Below are 19,921 nucleotides of genomic sequence, written 5' to 3'. Positions count from 1 at the left end.
TGATCATAATGGCTGTGAACTTGATGCAACTTGAATGGAGCCCCATTGATGAAGCGCGACCGGCTCTCGGCGATCAGGCAGATCCTCTATAGTTCCGGCAGCTCCTCCATCGAGGAGATCGCCGAAGCGGTGGGGGCATCTCCCGCGACCGTGCGCCGCGATCTCGTGACGCTGGAGTCGGCCGGGGCGATCACCCGGACCCGCGGCGGCGCCCGCATCGCCGACAGCGCCGGGATCGAGGTCGCGTTCCAGCATCGCGAGCAGCAGAACCTCGCCGCCAAACGCGCGATCGCCGAGGCGGCCTTCGAGACGCTTGCGCCCCATTGCTCGCTCTTCCTCGATGCCGGCACGACGGCGCTGCAACTGGCGCGCTGCATCCGCCTCAATCCGATGCCGCTCTCGGTGTTCACCAACTGCCTGGTGACCGCTCAGCACCTGATGGACGTTGCGGGCATCAAGGTGACGGTGATCGGCGGGGTATTGCGGACGGAAAACGCCTCGATGGTCGGAAGCCTCGCCGAGGAATTGCTCGACCGGCTGTGGTTCGACCACCTGTTCCTGGGCGCCGGCGCGATCGCCGAGGATCTGAGCATCTACAGTCTTGACGAGGCTGAAGCGCGGCTCAACGAAAAGATGCTCACGCGGGCGACGCTGAAGACGCTTTTGGTCGATCACTCGAAGTTCGGCCGCAGGCTCACCTACCGCGTTGCGGCGCTCGCGCCTGAGATCGAGATCATCACGGACGACGGGCTCGAGGCTTCCTGGCGCCAGCGCCTCGCGGATATCGGCTGCGCACCGCGCATCGTGGCGGTTCCCAAGGGCGCAAGCGAGGGCTTGGAATGAGCCTGGTCCTCGGCCTCGACAGCGGCGGGACGAAGACGCTCGCAGCGCTCGCCGACGAGAGCGGCCGGGTGGTCTCGCTCATCGGTCGCGCGAGCCTCGATCCTTCGGCCGGGGACGGATGGAAGTCCACTCTGGCCAAGCTTCTCAAGGACATTCCCGAGCTGCCGTCGGTGCGGTCTGCGGTGTTCGGGCTGCCGTTTCACGGCGAGATCGATGCCATCTCGGCCGAGCAGATCCGGGTCGCGCGCGACTTGATGCCGATCGATCCGGTCGTCGACAACGACGTGCGCATCGCCTTCGACGGAGCCTTTGCGGGCGAGGCGGGCGCGCTGATCCTGGCAGGGACTGGCTCGATGGCCTGGGCCAGTCTCGCAGGGCCGGGCGATCCGCATGTGCGGGTCGGCGGCTGGGGCGACGCCTTCGGCGACGAGGGCAGCGCCTACTGGATCGGACGCGAGGCCCTAGCCGCGACGTCCCGCGAACTCGACGGGCGCTCCCCGACGACTGGCTTCTCGCAGGCCGTCTTGTGCCGTCTCGGAGTCACGCCTTCTGGCTTGCTGGCCTGGTGCTACGGCATGGCGAGCCGCCGCGGGGCCTTCGCGTCCCTGGCCGTGCTGGTGTCCGAACTCGCCGACGTCGGCGACACGACGGCCCGAACGATCCTCGACGAGGCGGCAACGGATCTGGCCGACGCCCTCATCGCCGCCTGGCGCCAGGCCGCCGGCGAGCGGCCGCTTCGCTGGAGCTGTGCCGGTGGTGCGACGGCAAGCTCGTTTCTCATGCAATGCCTGCGCCAGCGGGTGGGGTGCGAACCGGCCCGCCGCCGGCTGCCGCCGATCGGCGGTGCGCTTCTTCGGGCGGCGGTCGACGCCGGCTGGGCGGTCGGCCCGGCCTTTCTGAAGCGCCTCGACCGCTCGCTGAGCGAATTTCCGACATCCACCGAAATCGACAACCAGGAGGCATGAAGATGAAGAGACGTAATTTCCTGTCACTCATGGCGGCCGCCAACGCCGCGTTCATCGTTCCCTCGCTGACGCGGGCTTTCGCCGCTTCCGGCGATACGCTGACGGTGCTGCTGCCGCCCTGGGGCACCATCCCCAAGCAGATGACCGATCGCTTCGCCAAGGAGACCGGCATCACGCTGAACATCCAGACCATGGGCTGGGACGACATCCGCACCAAGATCGTCACCTCCATGGTCGCCCAGACGGCACCGGCGCAGGCGACGGAAGTCGACTGGTCCTGGGTTGGCCAGTTCGGTGCGGCGGGATGGTACGCGCCACTCGACGAGATCTCGGCCGACACCGTCGCCGACATCCCGACGGCGGAGATCTTCAAATATGACGGCAAGCTCCTGGCGCTGCCCTACAACAACGATTTCCGCATCCTGATCTACAACAAGGCCCATCTCGAAAAGGCCGGCATCAAGGCGGCTCCGAAGAGCCCCGAAGAGCTGATGGACCAGGCCAAGGCCATCAAGTCCGCCGGCGTCGTCGACTATCCGATCGGCCTGCCGATGTCGGCGACGGAAGGCACCGCGACCGCCTGGTACCTCCTCACCATGGCCTTCGGCGGCGATCTCTTCGACGCGGACTTCAAGCCGCTGTTCACCGACAAGGATTCCGGCGGCTACAAGGCTCTGCAGTTCGAGGCGGAGGCCCTGAAGGCCGGCCTGATCGACCCGGCGGCGACAGGCCTGAAGGACGTCGAGATCCAGGAGCTGTTCAAGAGCGGCAGCGTCACCTTCGACGTCGCCGGCTGGGCGGGCAATCTCGCCGTCTACTCAGACAAGGACAAGTCCAAGGTCTCCGGAGACGTCGACGCCGCGCTGATGCCGTCGACGAGCGGCAAATCGCGCACCTTCGGCCTGCCGGAGGCGATCGGCGTGCCGACGTCGGCGGACAATCACGAGGCCGCCGTGACGTTCATCGAATGGATGGCGAAGCCCGAGAACGAGATCGAGATCTACAACACGCTCGGCGACCTGCCGCCGCGGCTGAGCGTTCTCGAGCAGCTCAACGAGGAGGGCAAGCTGTTTGCCGGCGACAAGCTCCTGGCTCAGGCGAAGACCGTCGAGCCCCTGTTCAAGCAGGGCACGCCGGGCTGGTATCCGGAGTTCTCCAGCGCCGTCGCCAGCGCCATCAATCAGGTGGCGAAGGAGCAGATTTCGGTGGACGAGGCCGTCGCCCAGATGGCCGACCGGGCCGAAGCCGCGAAGAACCGCTGAGAAAGGGCGTCGGCCGCATGGCAACGGAACAATCGACAGCCGGGCGGCTGGGCTTCGGCAACGGCGAGGCGGCCCTCGGGCTCGCCTTCGTCGTGCCGATCGTGGTGATCATGGGGGGCCTGGTGTTCATGCCCCTCGTCACGACGATCGTCGACAGCCTGTATCGCGTCGATCCGATGCGGGCCGGCGAGCCCTTCGTCGGCCTGAAGAACTACACCGACCTTGCGGCCGACTCCAACGTCCAGACGGCCTGGGCGAACACGCTCGCCTATGTCGCCATGGCGGTAATCCTCGAGACGGTGGGCGGTCTTGCCGCCGCGCTGCTGCTCAATTCGGTCCGCCATGGCCGGCAGTGGCTGCTGGCGGCAGTCGTCCTGCCCTGGTGTCTGCCCCCCGTCGTCAACGCCATCGTCTGGATGTGGATCTACAATCCGAGCTACGGCCTCCTCAACCACGCGTTGATGTCGCTCGGCGTCATCGACACGCCGCAGGTCTGGTTCAACGACCGGGGGACCGGGCTCTTCCTCATCACGCTCGTCCATGTCTGGCGGATGATGCCGCTGACGGCGATCATCCTTCTCGCGGCGCTGCAGAGCATCCCGAAGGAGCTCTACGAGGCTGCGAAACTCGACGGAGCCGGCGCCGTCAAATCCTTCCAGATGGTGACGCTGCCGCTGATCTCCGGGGGCCTCGCGATCGCGCTCAGCCAGTCGACGGTCTTTGCCTTCAATCTCTTCGACGAAGCGTGGATCATGGGCGGATCGGGCCTCGGAACGCGGTCGGTGATCATCCAGGTCTATATGTCGGCCTTCCAGAACCTGCGGTTTTCCTACGGCATGGCCCTGTCGCTCCTGGCGATGATCGCCTCGCTGGTCGTCTCCCTGATCTACGTCCTTAGGGTCTATCGCGAGACGAGGATGGATTGATGAGCGCTCAGACACCTGATCGCGGCGGTCTCCTCCGCCTGCTGGCCAAGGCCTTCGCCATCCTCGTCCTGGTGCTGTGGTCGCTCGGTCCCATCTACTGGGCGCTGGCGACCAGCCTGACGCGGCCCGACGAGCTGGTTTCGCGCACGCCGCACTTCTTCCCGCCGAACGTGACCTTCCAGCATTATGCCCGGCTCTTCGGCGGATCGAGTGTTTCGCAGGGCAACACCGTGCAATCGGTCTGGCCGGAGTTCTCCGCCGCGCTTTTGAACAGCCTCGTCACCTCGGTCGGCGCGACGATCCTCACCGTCGCGATCGCCGCCTTCGGCGCCTATGCCTTCGTGCGCCTGCGCTTTCCCGGCCGCAACATCCTCTTCATCCTCGTCGTGGCGACGATGGCGATCCCCGCCTATACGGTGATGATCCCGCTCTACCGGCTGATGATCCAGCTCGGCCTGATCGACACCTATGTCGGCATCACGCTGATCTACACCTCGGCCTTTCTGCCCCTGGCGCTCTGGCTGATGCGCACGGTCTACCAAGCCATGCCCATCGCGCTCGAAGAGGCCGCCTGGCTCGACGGCGCGGGCCGGATCTATACCCTCGTGCGGATCGTCCTGCCGCTTGCAGCCCCGGGGCTGATCGCCGCCGCGCTGCTGACGTTCCTCAATGCCTGGGGCCAGTTCATTGTGCCGCTGGTGTTCTCGCCGACACTCGCGACCAAGCCGCTCACCGTCCTCATCCCGGAATTCGTCACCCGCAACTATGTCGACTACGGGCTGATGAACGCCGCCGGCATTCTGGCGATCATTCCGCCGATCGTCCTGGTCATCTTCCTGAACCGCTATCTCGTCAGCGGGCTGATGGCCGGCGCCCAAAAATAACAATCAGAAAACTCGATAAGGAGCAGGTGATGAGTGTCACCGAGCGCGTCATCCACGAACAGTTCCCGTTCTGGAAAAAGGCCCTGGCATTGGAACTGCCGGAACTTGGGAACCGGACGATCGTATTCGTCGGCTGCGGCACCTCCTACTACCTGGCGCAGACGCTCGCCGCCGCCTTCAATTTGAACGGAAAGACCGCTCTCGCCGTCGCAGGCGCCGAATGGATCCTGCATCGGGCCGCCTATGTCGGGAACCGGACGGATCTGACCGTCGTCGGCCTGTCGCGGAGCGGTGAATCCACCGAGACGGTGCGGGCCCTTCGCGAGAGCGCGGCTGCCGGCATGGACACGCTGGCGATCACCTGCGCCGAAGACAGCGCCGTGACCAGAGCGGCCGCCAAGTCGGTCTTCATCGAAACCCATGCGGAAGAGGGGGTCGTCATGACGTCCTCGGCCAGCCTGATGCTGCTCGCCGGCTTGCGGATGGCGGGCGTTGATCTCGACGAAAGCGTCATCACCGACGCGAAAACTGCCCTTCAGAAGATCGAGGCGGACGGCCCGCGCCTGATCGATGGCCGCTCGCACTTCGTCTATCTCGGCGCGGCGGCGCTCTACGGGATCGCCGCCGAAGGTGCGCTAAAGCTGCAGGAGATGAGCCTCAGCTACTCGCAATTCTTCCACCCGCTCGAGTACCGGCACGGCCCCATCAGCCTCGTCGATGATCACACGCTGGTGGTGCTGCTCTACACGCCGGCAACGCGCGAAGAGGAAGAGCGCGTCGCCCGCGACGTTTCGGACAAGGGCGCTGCGGTGATCGGCTTCGGCGGAGCGGGCGATCTGAGCATTCCCGTCGGCGGCGAGGGCCTTGCCCGCGCACTGGTGATGCTCCCGGCCCTGCAGCTCTTCGGCGAGCAGGTCGCGGCGACGAAGAACATCGACACGACGGCGCCGCGGCACCTGACCAAGGTCGTCACGCTCGCCTGAACGGCCGCCGCGATCCTGCGGATAGCTGCAACCACCCACTACCCCGGAGGGCGCCGATGGCCACCGTCGAAATCAGTCGCCTCAAAAAGGCCTATGGCAAGGTCGAGGTCATCCACGACGTCGACCTGTCGATTGCCGAAGGCGAATTCGTCTCGCTGATCGGCGCGTCGGGCTGCGGCAAATCCACCCTGTTGCGGATGATCGCCGGGCTCGAGCCGATCACCGGCGGCGAGATCTCGCTCGACGGACGGGTCATCAATGCCGTCGCGCCGAAGGACCGGGACATCGCCATGGTCTTTCAGAACTACGCGCTCTATCCGCATCTGACCGTGGCCGAGAACATGGGTTTCAGCCTGCGCCTCAGAAACGTGGCGAAGGCCGACATCGCGCCCGCCGTTCGCCAGGCCGCCGACCTGCTCGGCCTGGCGCCGTATCTCGGCCGCTATCCCAAGGAGCTATCGGGCGGCCAACGCCAGCGCGTCGCGATGGGCCGCGCGATCGTCCGGCAGCCCCAGGTCTTCCTATTCGACGAGCCGCTCTCCAATCTCGACGCCAAGCTGCGCGTCCAGATGCGCAGCGAAATCCGCACGCTGCAAAAACGTCTCGGAACGACCCTGATCTACGTGACCCACGACCAGATCGAGGCGATGACCATGTCCGACAAGGTGGTGGTGCTCAACGCCGGGCGCATTGAGCAGGTGGGAGCGCCGCTCGACGTCTACGATCGTCCGGCGAATGTCTTCGTCGCCTCCTTCATCGGTTCCCCCGCGATGAACATGTTCGACGCGACGCTCGAAACCTCGGGCGGCAAGAGCGTGGTCCGGATCGATGACCTCGTCGTCCCGCTGCCGGTTCGAAGCGCTGCCACGGCGGGTACGAAGGTCGTCTTCGGTGTCAGACCCGAGCATCTCGAACTCGCCTCGGACGGCGACGGGTCCGCACGCTTCCCGTTTCATGTCGACCTGGTCGAGCCGACGGGCGCAGAGCTGCAGATGCACGGTCGGATCGGCTCGACACCCGCCGTCGCGACCTTCCGCGGACGGCCGGGTGTGCGCGAGGGAGACCTCATCCATCTCACCGCCGATCCTCGCGATTTCCACCTGTTCGACAAGTCGAGCGGAGAGCGCCTGGTTTAGATATCCGGTTGCGAACTCCCACAATCCCGGTTTTCCGCGGAGAGGAAGGTCTGGAGAGGAATGGCGGGTTTGCTCCAGCACACTTCCCGTTCAGGCGAATGACGGTCAGGCCCGAGAAATACTCAGATAGCTCGGCATCTTCGAGTGTGCGGCCTTGGCGGCGATCTCGAAACGCTGCAGCCAGCGCCCCTGCGCGACCTTCAGGTGGTCCACGAGATATTGCGCGGCCTTCTCCGGTTGCCCTTCGAGGAGGCATTGCAGGATGTGCAGATGCTCTTTCAGCGCGTCCTCGATCAGCTCCATCGGGATCGCCAGGAGCGGGTCGGTGAGATAGCGGGTCGGCACGAAGAGGACCTGTGTGCGCTGCAAGGCCGCGAGAATCTCGGAGTTCGGACAGAAGGAGAGCAGCGTCCCATGGAGATAGACCTCCACCCGGTCGAACTCGGCGCTGGCAATCGGTGAACGGCTCAGGACATCGACCGTATGCTCATGGGCGCGGTCGATCTCCCCGGTCGGCATCAGCGGGTAGGCCTGCAGCAGAGCCTGCGGCTCGAGGATCCAGCGCAACTCGTAGAGATAGCCGATCCGCTCGGGCGTCACTTCGTGGGCGTGCCAATGACCGGCACGGTCCTTCCCGACGAGGCCGACGCCGCTCATTCGCGCCAGGACATCGCGCGTGACCGTGCGGCTGACACCGAAATGCTCCCCCAGCGTCTGCTCGTTGATCCGCACCGAGCCGAAGAGGACGCGCATCGCGATCTCCTTCTCGAGCTCGGTATACATGCGCTCCCATTGGCGCGTGGTGTCGAGGGGCAGGCTGTCGAGCCCGGCGGGCTCGCCCGGCCGCGGGGACGCCATGGCACTGACGATGGTGTAGCCTTGGCCGCCCTCGATCTCCTCCAGAAGCCCGTCATGGCAGAGGTCCATCAGCGCGGCACGTGCCGGCGAGCGGCTGACGGAGAAAGCCTTGGCGACCTGTGTCTCCATCAATCGTTCGCCGCCCTTGATGCGGCCGTTCTCGATCATCGTCTTCAGCAGCGTGTAGATCCGCTGGCTGAGCGAACGACCCCTTGCTTGACCTCGGAAGGTTGCGGTTCTTTCCGTCATGAACCCGATCAGCCCATCATCGCTGGCAGGAACTGGGTCAGCTGAGGGAACAACAGCACGATGGCAAGGCCCAGGACCTGAAGCAGCACGAATGGAACGACCGATCGGAAGATTTCCCCAAGCGTCACATCCGGCGGCGCCACGGCCTTCAGATAGAAGGCTGCCGGGCCGAAGGGCGGCGTCAGATAGGAGATCTGCATGTTCATCGTGAACAAGATGCCGAACCAGATCGGATCGTAGCCCAGCTCCCTGATGATCGGAACGAAGATCGGCATGGTGAGCAAGGTGATGCCGATCCAGTCGATGAAGGCGCCAAGAACGATCAGGATCAGCATCATCACCACGACGATGCCGAGCGGCGGCAGCGGAAGGTCGGTGATCATTCCCTGAAGGAACGAGGTCCCTCCCCCGAGCGTGTAGATGCCGACGAGCGCCGATGCGCCGAAGAACACCCAGGTCAGCATCGCGACCGTGCTGCCCGTCTGCTTGAGGACGTCGCCCATCATGCCGAACGAAAACTTGCCGTTGACGAAGACCAGGATAAGCGCACCGAGAACGCCGATGCCGGCCGTCTCCGTCGGCGTCGCGATCCCGGTGTAGAGCGAGCCGAGCACCACGCCGATGAGGAGAAGTGGCAGGATCAGCGCCCTGCCGAGGGCGACCTTTTCGCCGATCGGCATGTCGAGATCGGCCGCATCGGCGAGCGGACCCTTCTCGGGATGGAGGTAGCAGATCACCACCACATAAGCGATGTAGAGACCGGCAAGCAGCAGCCCAGGCAGCACCGCGGCGAGGAAGAGCTCGCCGATCGAGACCTGCGCCACCAGCCCGTAGACGATCAGGACGATGCTCGGCGGCAACAGCGTGCCGAGCGAACCGCCGCTGCAGATGACGCCGAGCGCGAGCCCGCGGTCGTATTTGCGCGCCAGCATCGCCGGCAGGCAGACGAGGCCGAGGACGACGATCTCGGCGCCGATGATGCCGACCATCGCCGCGAGGATGGTCGAGGTCAGAAGCGTGCCGACGGCGAGACCGCCCCGAAGCCTCCCCGACCAGACATGCAGGGCATGGAACAGGCGCTCGACGATGCCGGCCTTTTCGAGAAGGCAGCCCATCAGCACGAACATCGGCACGGCGATCAGGGCGTAATTGCCCATCAGCGTCAGCATCCGGCTCGGAATGAGGTAGAGCGCGTTCGGCCCGAAGGTCGAGAGCGTCAGGATGACGGCGGTCAGACCGGTCGCAAACGCGAGCGGCATGCCGGTGACGAGCAGGACGAGGAGAAGGCCCAGCGTCAGAAGGCTCAGCCACTCACCACTCATGGGAAAGCCTCCCGACGGCGAGTTTCAGGCGGCTGATACATTCGAGGATCATCAACGTGGCGCCGCAGGGGATCGCCGCCTTCATGATCATCGGAGCGTGGGAGTTCCATCCGCCACCCGACGTCTCACCGCTGCGGATGGCCGGAAGCGCCTGCTTGGCGCCGTAGTAGGCGACGACGGCGAGAAAGATCATCGACAGCACGATGGCCACGACGTCGAGAACCATCTGCGCCCTCTGGGGCAGCGTCTGGTAGATCACGTCGATCCGCACATGCTTGTCCTCGCCGAGGACATATGCGCCGGCGAGAACGTAGTGCACGGCGGCGATCGCGATGACGAGTTCCAGCCCCCAGACCGTAGGCGCCTGGAAGAAATATCGCATCGCGACATCGTAAACCGTGATGACGAAGACTGCGAAGTAAGCGGCTATGGAGCCGTACTCGCCGAGCTTTCGGTTGAAGAGGCTGATATATTCCACCGCGGCGACCTTGGATGATGCGAGTTCGAGGTTCGAAAGGCCGGCTCGCCGAAGCGAACGGGCCAACGAGGGATTGCCTCGCGAAGATTACTCGTCGATCAGGCCGATCTTCTTCATGTAGGCGAGCTGGCTATCGAGAGCCTTCTGGGCGAACGGGCTGCGCGTGGCGTAAGCCTTCCAGACGTCGATGGCCGCGGCGCGGAACGCCTTCTTGTCCTCGTCGCTCCAGTCGATGAGGGTGACGCCCTCCGCCCGCAGCTTCTCGGCAGCTTCGGCGTCCTTCTTTGCCATGGTCTCGGCCATGTCGTCGGCGAAGGCGCGCACCGCCTCCTTCAGCGTCTTCTGCAGTTCGGGCGTGAGCCCATCCCAGACTTCCTTGCGGATCGCGACGTCGGCGATCGACATCGAATGGACGCTCGGATAGATCGCGTATTTCGCGATGTCGTGGAAGCCGAGTTCCTCGTTCATCGACAGCGTGCCCCAGTCGGCGCCGTCGACCACGCCCTTGTCGAGCGCGCTGTAGACTTCGGTGCCCGCCATCTCGATCGGAACCGCGCCGAAGCTCGCGAAGACGTCCGAGAACATGCCCTTCGACATCCTGAGCTTCATGCCCTTGAAGTCGCTCGGATGCTCGACGGGCTTGAGCAGAGGCAGCGATTCCGCGCCCCAGGTGGTAACGCCGATCGGATAGAGACCGAACGGCTCGTAGGCCTCCTGAAGGAGCTCCAGGCCACCATTGTCGTAGTGATAATCGAGGAGCTGCTGGGTCGTCTGGTAGGCGCCGACGAGACCGCCGAGGATCGCGAAGCCGGGCTCGCGGCCGGTCCAGTAGGCTGGCGCGTTGTGTTCGCCGTCGAGGACGCCCATCTGCACCGCTTCGAGGGTCTCGGCAGTTCCGACGACCGCGTCGGCCGGCAGGGCGCGGATCTTGATCTGGCCGTCGGTCCGTTTGGCGACGTCCTCGGCAAAGCGCTCGAAGCTCTGCTGCGTGGCGGTGCCGGCCTGCCACAGGCTCTGGATCGACCAGTTGTAGTCCTGCGCCACGGCAGGTCCCGCGAGCGGAGCGGCGGCGATCAGTGCGGCGGCCGCGATGGTCCTCAAGGCTTTCGTCATTTCGTTTCCTCCTCTTGGTCAGATTGCGACCGCCATGTCGCTCCCGGCGGCCGTTGCATTTCGTTGGAACCGCAAGTGGCGAGGCCCCGCTCCTGCCGGTGCCCGACTCCCTCACATGAGCCCATCACATGGGCGGGGTCGCCACCACGGTCTGCCGTTGCTGCCCGAGCCCAGCGATGCCGAGTTCGACGACGTCGCCGGGCTTCAGCCAGACGGGCTCGGGCTTGATGCCCATCCCGACGCCGGGCGGGGTGCCGGTGGCGATCACGTCGCCGGGCAGCAGCGTCATGCAGCGGCTGAGATCGGCGATGAGCGCGGCAACGGGGAAGACCATCTTGTCGGTATTGCCGGTCTGCATCCGCACGCCGTTGACGTCGAGCCACAGGTCCAGCTTCCCCGGATCGACGATCTCGTCCGGCGTCACCAGCCAGGGGCCGATCGGGCCGAAGGTGTCGCAACCCTTGCCCTTCGCCCACTGCGTCGTCTCCATCTGGAAGGCACGCTCGGAAACGTCGTTGAGGACGCAGTAGCCGGCGATGAAGTCCGCAGCCCGCTCCTCGGAGACGTTGCGGGCCGTGCGGCCGATCACCACGCCGAGTTCGACCTCCCAGTCGAGTTTCGTCGAGCCGACAGGCTGCAGGGTGTCGTCATTGGGGCCGCAGATCGCCGACGGCGCCTTCAGGAACACGATAGGCCGCTGCGGAAGCGGCATCCCGGCCTCGGCGGCATGGTCGGAATAGTTGAGCCCGATGCAGATATATTTGGAGATCCCCTCCCAGGGCACGCCGAGCCGACCGGGCGCCGTAACCACGGGGAACTCGGCCAGGTCGAGACCTGCAAGTTCGTCGAGGAGCCCGCCCTCGAACTTCGCGGAATCGAGAGCATGGACCTTTCCCGAAAGGTCCCGGACCGCGCCATCGGCGTCGATCGCGCCGACCTTTTCCTTGCCGGGCTCGCCGAATCGCAAGAGTTTCATCGCAAAAGTCCTCGTTCGTTCATCAAATCAGCGTGGAGCCGCCATCGACGACGAAGGCGGCGCCGTTGACGTGACGTGCCTCGGGCGACGCCAGGAAGGCGATCGTCGATGCGATATCCTCGGGACGCGCGAGCGCGGCAGGGTTTGCCCGTCGCACGCCGCCCTCGCTCCGGCGCTCGATACTCTCGATCATCCGCCCCGCGATCGGCCCAGGAAGCACCGCGTTCACGCGCACGCCGCTCCCACCGACGTCGAGCGCGGCAACCTTCGTCAGGCCGAGGACGGCGTGCTTGCTCGCGACATAGCCGGCGAGCCCGCCGCGCCCGCGGATCGCCGAGGTGGAGGCGACATTGACGACGCTGCCGCCGCCGCGGGCGATCATCCGCGGCAGGACGGCCTGCATGGCGAGGAAGACGCCTTTGACGTTGACCGCCATGACGCGATCGAACGTGTCCTCCGGATAGGTGCCGATCGGCTCGACGGCGCCTTCGATGCCGGCGCTGCTGACCAGGATCGTCACTTTTCCAAGGGCGCTCTCGACCGTGTCGATCGCGGCCGCGAGCGTTTCGGCGCGGGTCACGTCGACCGCCAGGGCGAGGCCGCGCCCGCCATTCGCCTCGATCTCGGCCAGCGTCCGCCGAGCCGCGTCGAGGCTCGTGTCGAGCAGCGCCACCGCGATGCCGCCTGCCGCAAACCGAAGCGCAGTGGCGCGGCCGAGATCGCCGCCCCCGCCGGTGACGACCGCTATGGCTGGATCGCCCTGCAGCTGCATCCTCTCCTCCCGTCGCCGCATCCACCCTGCGGCAATAATGTATTTTGCATATCCTGTACGCTGGCGGCGGCGCCGTCAAGTCCATCCTTTTTCGATGGTGTGGAGCCCTACAGTGCCTACCGGAGATGAGGCTAAGGGCATTCCTAACAGACAGGTTGTGGTCTCGGTTTTGCCGTCGCTTGACAGTGCGCCAAAACGTACTTTAGATCCAAAAGACATTCGAAATGCAGAACTGGCGATGACTGCCCATGAATATCGACCGAACCGTCACAGCGGTTGAGGACTTGAGGATCCTGGCGCGCCGCCGCGTACCGCGCATGTTCTACGACTATGTCGATTGCGGCTCCTGGAGCGAGGCGACCTATCGGGCGAACTCCCGCGACATGGCGGAGTGGAATTTCAGGCAGCGCGTCGCGGTCAACATCGAGGGGCGATCGAGCGAAACCACGCTGCTGGGTGAACCCGTCGCCATGCCGCTGGCCCTCGCCCCGGCTGGGCTTGCCGGAATGCAATGCGCCGACGGAGAGATTCTCGCCGCCCGGGCCGCCGCGGCGTTCGGCGTTCCCTTCACCATGTCGACGATGAGCGTGTGTTCCATCGAAGATGTGGCGGCGGCGACCAAGCGCCCCTTCTGGTTCCAGCTCTACATGATGAAGGACCGCACCTTCATGGGCGATCTGATCGATCGCGCCAAGGCGGCCGGGTGCTCGGCGCTCGTCCTTACCCTCGACCTGCAGGTCCAGGGACAACGCCACAAGGACATCAAGAACGGCCTGTCGACCCCGCCCAAGCTGACCCTCGCCAATCTCGCCAACCTCATGACCAAACCGCGCTGGTGCTGGGGCATGCTGCGCACCAAACGGCGCAGCTTCGGCAACATCGTCGGCCATGCGCCGGATATCGACGACACCAGCTCGATGGCGCTCTGGGTCAGCGAGCAGTTCGACCAGACGCTCGACTGGGCGGCCGTCGATTGGGTGAAGGCGCGCTGGGGCGGCAAGCTGATCCTCAAGGGCATCATGGACCCCGAGGACGCGCGCCATGCCGTGTCTGCCGGCGCCGATGCCATCGTCGTCTCCAACCATGGTGGCCGCCAACTCGACGGAGCGCCCGCCAGCATCCACGCTCTGCCCGCCATCGTCGACGCCGTGGGCAATGAGACGGAGGTCCATTTCGACAGCGGCGTGCGCTCCGGCCAGGATGTCTTCCGGGCGCTCGCGCTCGGTGCCAAGGCGGCGCATATCGGCCGGGCCTACATGTACGGTCTCGGCGCCCTCGGCGAGGATGGCGTCGCGCGCTGCCTCAGCATCATCAGGAAAGAGCTCGATCTCACCATGGCCTTGTGCGGCGTGCGCAAGGTCGAGGAGATCACCCGCGACACGCTCGTGCCGCGAAACTGAGACGTCGAAGAAGGAGGAACGCTATGTTCGGCAATTTCAAGCTTTACCCCAAGAGCGGGGTGAACCCCCACCATTCCCCGGCCTATCCGCTCGAATGGGACTGCACGCTGCGCACCGTCGAGGTGGTGACTCGTGTCGACCCGGCAAAGATCGATGCCATGCTCGAGGGAAGCGGTTTCGAGCGCATCAACGATCGCGTCGCCTTTCGCTTCATGCTGTCGCCCGGCCACACGCTCTCGGTGCACAAGGGCGCGATGTTCGACCTGATGATCACCGTCGCGGTGCGTTATCAGGATCTGTTCACCCAGACCCATATCTACATGTATTGCAGCGATCCGATCGGCATGGTCGCCGGGCGCGAGCTGTTCGGCTACACCAAGAAGGATTGCACCTACCAGTTCGACGAGGACGCCTTCGGCGCAACCCGCGGCTGGGTCAATCGCCGCGGCTTCCAGCTCGCCGAATTCACCTTCAAGCCGGATGATTCGGCTCCCATCGTGCGTCTCGTCGACGGCGACGAGCAGCCGGGCGGCGAAATCCACGTGCGCCGCCTGCCCCATCCCGAGCGCCCCGAGCCGGCCTATGAGGACGTCGTCTACCGTCTAACGCCGCTCGAATACTCCGCTCCGCTCGCCGGCAAGGTCGACCTCAAGCTCTACCCGTCGGAATTCGACCCGATCGCAGACCTCGAGCCCGAGGTCCTCGGCGCCCATTTCATGGCATCGCGGGTCTATGCCGGCGGCTTCGAGCTCGAGGATCGCCGCCTCTTGAAGCGTCTGACGCCCTGATCGAACGGTGGAGCGTCCTGCGTCCAATTTGGAGACGCGAACGACGCTCCGGTTCCTTGGCTCGATGGATCGCGCGCCAATGCACGAAGAGGACGACGGCGGATGAAGGTTCTGGTGTTCGGCGCGGGGGGCTTCGTTGGCCGCCGGCTCGTCGAGGTCCTCACGGAGGCTGAGATTGCGGTCGTCGGCGCCGATGTCGCCGCGGCTCGCGATCCGGTGTCCCCATCCCTTCACGCGATCGATGTGGGCGACCGCGAGGCCGTGGCCTCGCTGGTCGCCGAGACGCGGCCAAACGTGATCGTGAACCTTGCCTATGTCACCGGCGACGCCATCGAGGCCGATCTCGACCGCTCGACGCGGATCAACGTCAACGGTCATCTTCACGTTCTCGATGCCGCGCGCAGCTCGGGGGTCGGCCGCGTCGTCTATTCGAGCTCGATCGCCGCCTACGGCCCCGACCAGTCCGGCTATGGCGATCGCGCGATAACCGAAGCCGATTCCTGCCCGCTCGAAGAACACGGCACGACCTATGGCGCGATGAAGGCCTTCAACGACTTTATCGCCCTGCGCATACGCGCGGAGGGCGCGGTCGAGACCTGCGGCGTGCGCCTCAGCATCGTCTTCGGCCCCGGTCGCCGCCACGGCTTCACGGCCTGGACTTCGCATATGCTCGATCCAGCCCGCGAAGATGCGATCGAGGCCCCGCTTGCCCCGGACGATCCGTTGAGCCTCATCTCGGCCGGAGATGCCGCCCGCCTTCTCGCACTTGCGGTCCGCAGCCCGGCCACGCTGCCGCCGGTTCTGAATTCAGGCGGCTATCGCGTCGCTGCACGGGTGCTCGCCGACGAAATAGCGAAGCTCAACCCGCGCGCGCGCTTCACCTTCAGCGATTCGCCTGTGCCGCCACTCTTCGTCGACCACGTCTCGGGCGCTCTTGCCGAAAAGGCTCTCGGCTTCCGACTCCAGCCTCTTTCCGCCGCGCTGAGGGCGGAAATGGCCAAACATCCGCTTTAACCTCAGCCGCGCCCGCAACGACTTTCTGGATTTCGGTTTCCGACTGGTCCTGCTGGTAAGGCCTTCCCAATCTCGGCAGATCCAGTTGCTGGCCCGAGGGAAGCTCGGCATAGCCGGGGGGCCAACAGGATCGGGAGGTCCGCAGACAGGGCGCGCGTTGCCCCGGCAAGCTCGGCCCCGTTCATCCGGGGAATCGAAACCGTCCCTGGGTTGATTCCAGGCGAACCCTCCCTCCTCCTTCAGAAAAGCTCCAGCTGGCGTCCCTGGCGCTTTGCCTTCGGCGCGAGGCTCTGCTTCAGCCCCTCCCCGTCGGTCAGCCCGCCGGGCGACCAGTCGAGCGCGACGACGAAGGGGCGGACCTTGTCGATCGACTGGCAGAGGCGGGCGAGGTCGGCCAGCCGCAGCGTCCGGTGCCGGCGAGTCGAAAGGATGCGCTTCACCGCCCTCGTGCCGAGGCCGGGTACGCGCAGCAGCATCTCGCGCTCGGCGCGGTTGACGTCGACGGGAAAGCTCGCGCGGTTCTTCAGCGCCCAGGCGAGCTTCGGATCGAGCGACAGGTCGAGCATGCCGCCCTCTCCGCCGGAGACGATCTCGGCGCGCTGGAAGCCATAGAAGCGCATCAGCCAGTCGGCCTGGTAGAGGCGGTGCTCGCGCATCAGCGGCGGCTTGGCGAGCGGCAGGCGGCTTGAGGAATCCGGGATCGGCGAAAAGGCCGAATAATAGACCCGGCTGAGACGGTAGTTGCCGTAGAGGTTTTCCGAGCGGGTGAGGACGTCGTCGTCGTTCGAGGCATCGGCGCCGACGATCATCTGGGTCGACTGGCCGCCGGCGGAAAATCGCTCCGGCTTCGTCCGGTCGCGCTTCTCGCCCCTGTGTTCCTCGATCTTCGCCCTCAGATGGCCCATCGCACGGCGGATGTCGCGCGCGTCCTTCTCCGGCGCGAGAGCCGAAAGCGTCGCGTCGGTCGGCAGTTCGATGTTGACCGACAGCCGGTCGGCGAAGCGCCCCGCCTCCTCCAGCAGCGCCGGCGAAGCGTCGGGAATGGTCTTCAGATGGATGTATCCGGAGAAGTTCTCCTCCAGCCGCAGCTTCCTCGCCACCCGCACCATTTCCTCCATCGTATAGTCCGAGCTGCGGATGATGCCCGAGGAGAGGAACAGCCCTTCGATGTAGTTGCGGCGGTAGAAGTTCATGGTCAGCGCCACGACCTCCTCGACCGAGAACCGTGCTCGGCCGACGTTCGAGGAAGAGCGGTTGATGCAGTAAACGCAGTCGTAGATGCAGAAATTGGTCAGGAGGATCTTGAGAAGCGAGATGCAGCGCCCGTCCGGTGCATAGGCATGGCAGATGCCGGAGCCCTCCGTCGAGCCGATGCCCTTCGATTTGACGGAATTGCGCCCCGCCGCCCCGCTGGAAGCGCAGGAGGCGTCGTATTTCGCGGCGTCGGACAGGACGGCGAGCTTGGTGCGGAGATCGAGCGTGGGCATCCGGTCCACATAACGTTCACGGAACGTTCGCGCCAGCCGCAGAAGCTGATTTCTCCCGTTACCTTTTGTCGCGCCACCTGTCCCGGCCCGCTAAGTTGCGGATTCTCAATCTGTTTTGATTGGACGATGAACCAAAAGCCATAACGGCGCGTTATATTCGTCACGGGGACGATCCGACGGCGAGAGCTTGCAGGGTGTCGATCTCGTTCTTGGAAAGTTTGACATTGCGACACGCCCTTCGACTAGGAGCATCTCATGCGTAAACTCATATCGATGGCCTTGGCGGCCGTTCTGGCGCTCGGCACCCTCAGCACCACCACCGTCAGTGCCAGCGCCGATCCGCTGTGGCGGAGCCACAATGGTGGCCATCACTGGAATCGTGGCCACCGCTGGAACGGCCCGCGCCATTTTCGCGGCGGGCGTCACTATCGCGGGGGTCGCTATTATCGCGGCGGCCGCTACTACGGCCGGCGTCATCACGATAACGGCGCGGCGATCGGGGCTGGCATTGCGGGTCTTGCGATCGGTGCGATCGTCGGCGGTGCGCTCGCCGACCGCGGTGGCCCGGTCCCGGTTCAGCGGGTCTATCCGAATCGCGGCTATGGCGGCGGACACATCGCGCGCTGCGAGGCCCGCTACCGATCCTATGACAGGCGGACGGACACCTTCCTCGGCTATGACGGCTATCGTCACCGCTGCAAGTACTGATCGTCCAGCCTTGCGCTGCCGAGACATCGAAGAGGCTTGGCGGTCGGTCCGCCGGGCCTCTTTTCACATGTTCCGACCGCCGCCCCGATGCGGAGGTCGGTTGACGCATTCAGACGCATCATCAAGCAACGGATTATCGCAAACGTGACCGCCCCCTGGCGCAACCAGACGGGGGCAGAAGAGTTTGATCGGACAGCCAGGCCAACAGCCCATCAAGGGCGATAGCCTGACGAAGGGACAGACGGGCTCCCTCGACCATTCCCGAACAGGGATTTCGGCCGCTCGGCCCGGAGCGATCGGAGAATGACCATGAACAGATTCGTTTCCGCGGCTCTTGCAGCCGTCATTGCAGCTGGCGCCGTGAGCGCTGGAACGTCGGCGGCAAGCGCCGATCCATGGCGCCATGGTGGCGGATACCACCATGGTGGTGGCTGGAACCATGGCGGCGGCTGGTACCACGGCGGCGGTTATCGCCACGATCACTATCGTGGCGGTTGGCATCATCATGACAATGGCGCGGCCGTGGCGGCCGGAATCGGCGGCCTCGCTCTCGGCGCGATCGTCGGCAGCGCCCTTGCCTCCCCCGGCTATGACGAGCCGGCCTATTACGATCGACCGGTGCCGGTAGAGCGGGTCTATCCGGTCCGGCGGGCCTACCGGGTCGAACCGCGCTCGGTCTATTACGGCAACCACGCCACGGTCTGCGCCGAGCACTACAAGTCCTACGACCCGAGGACGGACACGTTCCTCGGCTATGACGGCTACCGTCACCGCTGCAATCTCTGACGGACAGAGGCAGCGTCTCGAACTGCGAAGGCCGGTGGATCGCTCCACCGGCCTTCGTCATTTGATGCAGGTTTTTTCGACCGCGGTCGGCCGACAATCGCGCGCCGAAGCAAGGCCTCAGTGGCTGTGCGCCTTCTTCACCGCCCGCTTGGTGACGACTTTCACGAGGTTCGCCCGATAGGCCGACGAGCCGTGGATGTCGGAAACCATGTCGCCTTCCGGCACGGTCAGTCCATCGACGGCTTCGGGCGCAAAATTGCCCGACAGCGCCTGTTCGCCGTCGCTCCAGCGGAAGGCTCCGCTGGCGCCAGCCCCGGTGACGCCGACCTTCACGCCGTCGGCGCGCTTGGCGACGAAGACGCCGCACATGGCGTAGCGCGAGGCCGGATTGCGGAACTTCTCATAGGCGCACTGGTCCGGCGCATCGAAGGAGACAGCGGTGACGATCTCGCCCTCGTCCAGCGCCGTCTCGAACAAACCCTGGAAGAACTCGTCGGCCGGGATCTCCCGCTTGTCGGTATGGATCGTCCCGCCGAGCGCCAAAAGCGCCGCCGGATAGTCGGCCGCCGGATCGAAATTGGCGACCGAACCGCCGACCGTTCCCATGTGGCGCACCGCCGGGTCGCCGATCAGCCCGGCAAGCGCCGCGAAGCCGGGGCAGACGGACTTGATCTCTTCATTCGTCGCCACCTCGGCATGGGTGGTACCGCCGCCGATGCGGATCGACCGGCCATTCACCGAAATGCCCTTGAGTTCGCCGACATGGCGCAGGTCGATCAGCGCCTCGGGCGCGGCCAGCCGCTGCTTCATGGTCGGGATCAGCGTCATGCCGCCCGACAGATATTTCGCCTCGTCGCCCTTTTCCGCGGCGAGCTGCGTTGCCTCTGCCAGCGAGGACGGGCGGTGGTAGCTTGTCTCGTACATGGGTTCTCTTCTCCCTCGGGCGCCGGGCTAGCGGTCCTTCGCCAGCC

At 65.3% G+C, this 19,921-nt stretch carries 20 protein-coding genes; 12 read left to right on the top strand and 8 right to left on the bottom strand.

Going from position 1 to position 19,921, the window contains the following annotated elements:
- Positions 1-30 precede the first annotated feature (30 nt).
- From GTK09_RS18635 to GTK09_RS18605, 7 genes are read left to right on the top strand one after another with little or no spacing between them, the layout of a single operon-like run.
- Positions 31-843, top strand: coding sequence for a DeoR/GlpR family DNA-binding transcription regulator (locus GTK09_RS18635; RefSeq protein WP_376768013.1), 813 nt, complete (start codon positions 31-33; stop codon positions 841-843).
- On the top strand, positions 840-1,808 hold the full coding sequence (locus GTK09_RS18630) for an N-acetylglucosamine kinase (RefSeq protein WP_163464945.1): 969 nt from the start codon (positions 840-842) through the stop codon (positions 1,806-1,808). Before GTK09_RS18635 ends, GTK09_RS18630 begins: the two co-directional genes overlap by 4 nt.
- A gap of 2 nt (positions 1,809-1,810) precedes the next feature.
- Positions 1,811-3,070, top strand: a complete 1,260-nt coding sequence (locus tag GTK09_RS18625; protein ID WP_163464944.1) for an ABC transporter substrate-binding protein — start codon at positions 1,811-1,813, stop codon at positions 3,068-3,070.
- Positions 3,071-3,087: 17 nt separating this feature from the next.
- Positions 3,088-3,996, top strand: a complete 909-nt coding sequence (locus GTK09_RS18620) for a carbohydrate ABC transporter permease (protein ID WP_163464943.1) — start codon at positions 3,088-3,090, stop codon at positions 3,994-3,996.
- The gene (locus GTK09_RS18615) at positions 3,996-4,880 is read left to right on the top strand and encodes a carbohydrate ABC transporter permease (protein WP_163464942.1); all 885 of its coding nucleotides are present in this window, start codon (positions 3,996-3,998) and stop codon (positions 4,878-4,880) included. Before GTK09_RS18620 ends, GTK09_RS18615 begins: the two co-directional genes overlap by 1 nt.
- Before the next feature lie 29 nt (positions 4,881-4,909).
- A complete protein-coding gene (locus tag GTK09_RS18610) occupies positions 4,910-5,863 on the top strand; it encodes an SIS domain-containing protein (RefSeq protein ID WP_163464941.1) in 954 nt (317 codons plus the stop codon).
- Positions 5,864-5,919: 56 nt separating this feature from the next.
- Positions 5,920-6,999 (top strand): ABC transporter ATP-binding protein, encoded by a 1,080-nt coding sequence (locus tag GTK09_RS18605; protein WP_163464940.1) that lies wholly within the window; start codon positions 5,920-5,922, stop codon positions 6,997-6,999.
- A 105-nt stretch (positions 7,000-7,104) separates the two neighbouring features.
- Here GTK09_RS18605 and GTK09_RS18600 read toward each other — a convergent pair whose 3' ends face one another.
- The 6 genes from GTK09_RS18600 to GTK09_RS18575 form a co-directional block, all read right to left on the bottom strand.
- Positions 7,105-8,106: a GntR family transcriptional regulator gene (locus GTK09_RS18600; protein WP_163464939.1), complete on the bottom strand. Its 1,002-nt coding sequence runs from the start codon at positions 8,104-8,106 to the stop codon at positions 7,105-7,107.
- Positions 8,107-8,114: 8 nt separating this feature from the next.
- Positions 8,115-9,428: a TRAP transporter large permease gene (locus GTK09_RS18595; protein ID WP_163464938.1), complete on the bottom strand. Its 1,314-nt coding sequence runs from the start codon at positions 9,426-9,428 to the stop codon at positions 8,115-8,117.
- Complete coding sequence (locus GTK09_RS18590; RefSeq protein ID WP_163464937.1) at positions 9,418-9,972, bottom strand: TRAP transporter small permease subunit; 555 nt, start codon at positions 9,970-9,972, stop codon at positions 9,418-9,420. The genes GTK09_RS18595 and GTK09_RS18590 overlap by 11 nt, the downstream gene beginning before the upstream one ends.
- A 21-nt stretch (positions 9,973-9,993) precedes the next feature.
- The gene (locus tag GTK09_RS18585; protein ID WP_163464936.1) at positions 9,994-11,019 is read right to left on the bottom strand and encodes a TRAP transporter substrate-binding protein; all 1,026 of its coding nucleotides are present in this window, start codon (positions 11,017-11,019) and stop codon (positions 9,994-9,996) included.
- 124 nt (positions 11,020-11,143) lie between these two features.
- Entirely contained in the window at positions 11,144-11,995 is an 852-nt protein-coding gene (locus GTK09_RS18580) for a fumarylacetoacetate hydrolase family protein (RefSeq protein WP_163464935.1), read from the bottom strand.
- 22 nt (positions 11,996-12,017) lie between these two features.
- Positions 12,018-12,767, bottom strand: coding sequence for an SDR family NAD(P)-dependent oxidoreductase (locus tag GTK09_RS18575; RefSeq protein WP_163464934.1), 750 nt, complete (start codon positions 12,765-12,767; stop codon positions 12,018-12,020).
- Positions 12,768-13,015: 248 nt separating this feature from the next.
- On the opposite strand from GTK09_RS18575, the gene GTK09_RS18570 reads away from it, so the two are divergent.
- From GTK09_RS18570 to GTK09_RS18560, 3 genes are all read left to right on the top strand, one after another.
- Positions 13,016-14,167, top strand: coding sequence for an alpha-hydroxy acid oxidase (locus GTK09_RS18570; RefSeq protein ID WP_203561102.1), 1,152 nt, complete (start codon positions 13,016-13,018; stop codon positions 14,165-14,167).
- A 23-nt stretch (positions 14,168-14,190) separates the two neighbouring features.
- A complete protein-coding gene (locus GTK09_RS18565; protein WP_163464933.1) occupies positions 14,191-14,955 on the top strand; it encodes an acetoacetate decarboxylase family protein in 765 nt (254 codons plus the stop codon).
- A 102-nt stretch (positions 14,956-15,057) separates the two neighbouring features.
- Complete coding sequence (locus tag GTK09_RS18560) at positions 15,058-15,969, top strand: NAD-dependent epimerase/dehydratase family protein (RefSeq protein ID WP_163464932.1); 912 nt, start codon at positions 15,058-15,060, stop codon at positions 15,967-15,969.
- Between the two features lie 239 nt (positions 15,970-16,208).
- On the opposite strand, the gene GTK09_RS18555 is transcribed toward GTK09_RS18560, so the two are convergent.
- Positions 16,209-17,456, bottom strand: a complete 1,248-nt coding sequence (locus tag GTK09_RS18555) for a putative DNA modification/repair radical SAM protein (RefSeq protein ID WP_163464931.1) — start codon at positions 17,454-17,456, stop codon at positions 16,209-16,211.
- Positions 17,457-17,711: 255 nt separating this feature from the next.
- Between GTK09_RS18555 and GTK09_RS18550 the strand changes: the two genes are divergently transcribed.
- Positions 17,712-18,164: a BA14K family protein gene (locus GTK09_RS18550; RefSeq protein ID WP_246217995.1), complete on the top strand. Its 453-nt coding sequence runs from the start codon at positions 17,712-17,714 to the stop codon at positions 18,162-18,164.
- A gap of 309 nt (positions 18,165-18,473) precedes the next feature.
- Positions 18,474-18,950 (top strand): BA14K family protein, encoded by a 477-nt coding sequence (locus tag GTK09_RS18545; RefSeq protein ID WP_163464930.1) that lies wholly within the window; start codon positions 18,474-18,476, stop codon positions 18,948-18,950.
- A 117-nt stretch (positions 18,951-19,067) separates the two neighbouring features.
- Here GTK09_RS18545 and GTK09_RS18540 read toward each other — a convergent pair whose 3' ends face one another.
- The gene (locus GTK09_RS18540) at positions 19,068-19,874 is read right to left on the bottom strand and encodes an FAD binding domain-containing protein (RefSeq protein ID WP_163464929.1); all 807 of its coding nucleotides are present in this window, start codon (positions 19,872-19,874) and stop codon (positions 19,068-19,070) included.
- Positions 19,875-19,921 lie beyond the last annotated feature (47 nt).

Source organism: Jiella pacifica (assembly GCF_010500815.1).
GTDB lineage: Bacteria > Pseudomonadota > Alphaproteobacteria > Rhizobiales > Rhizobiaceae > Jiella > Jiella pacifica.
This window is presented reverse-complemented; position numbering and strand designations above follow the sequence as displayed.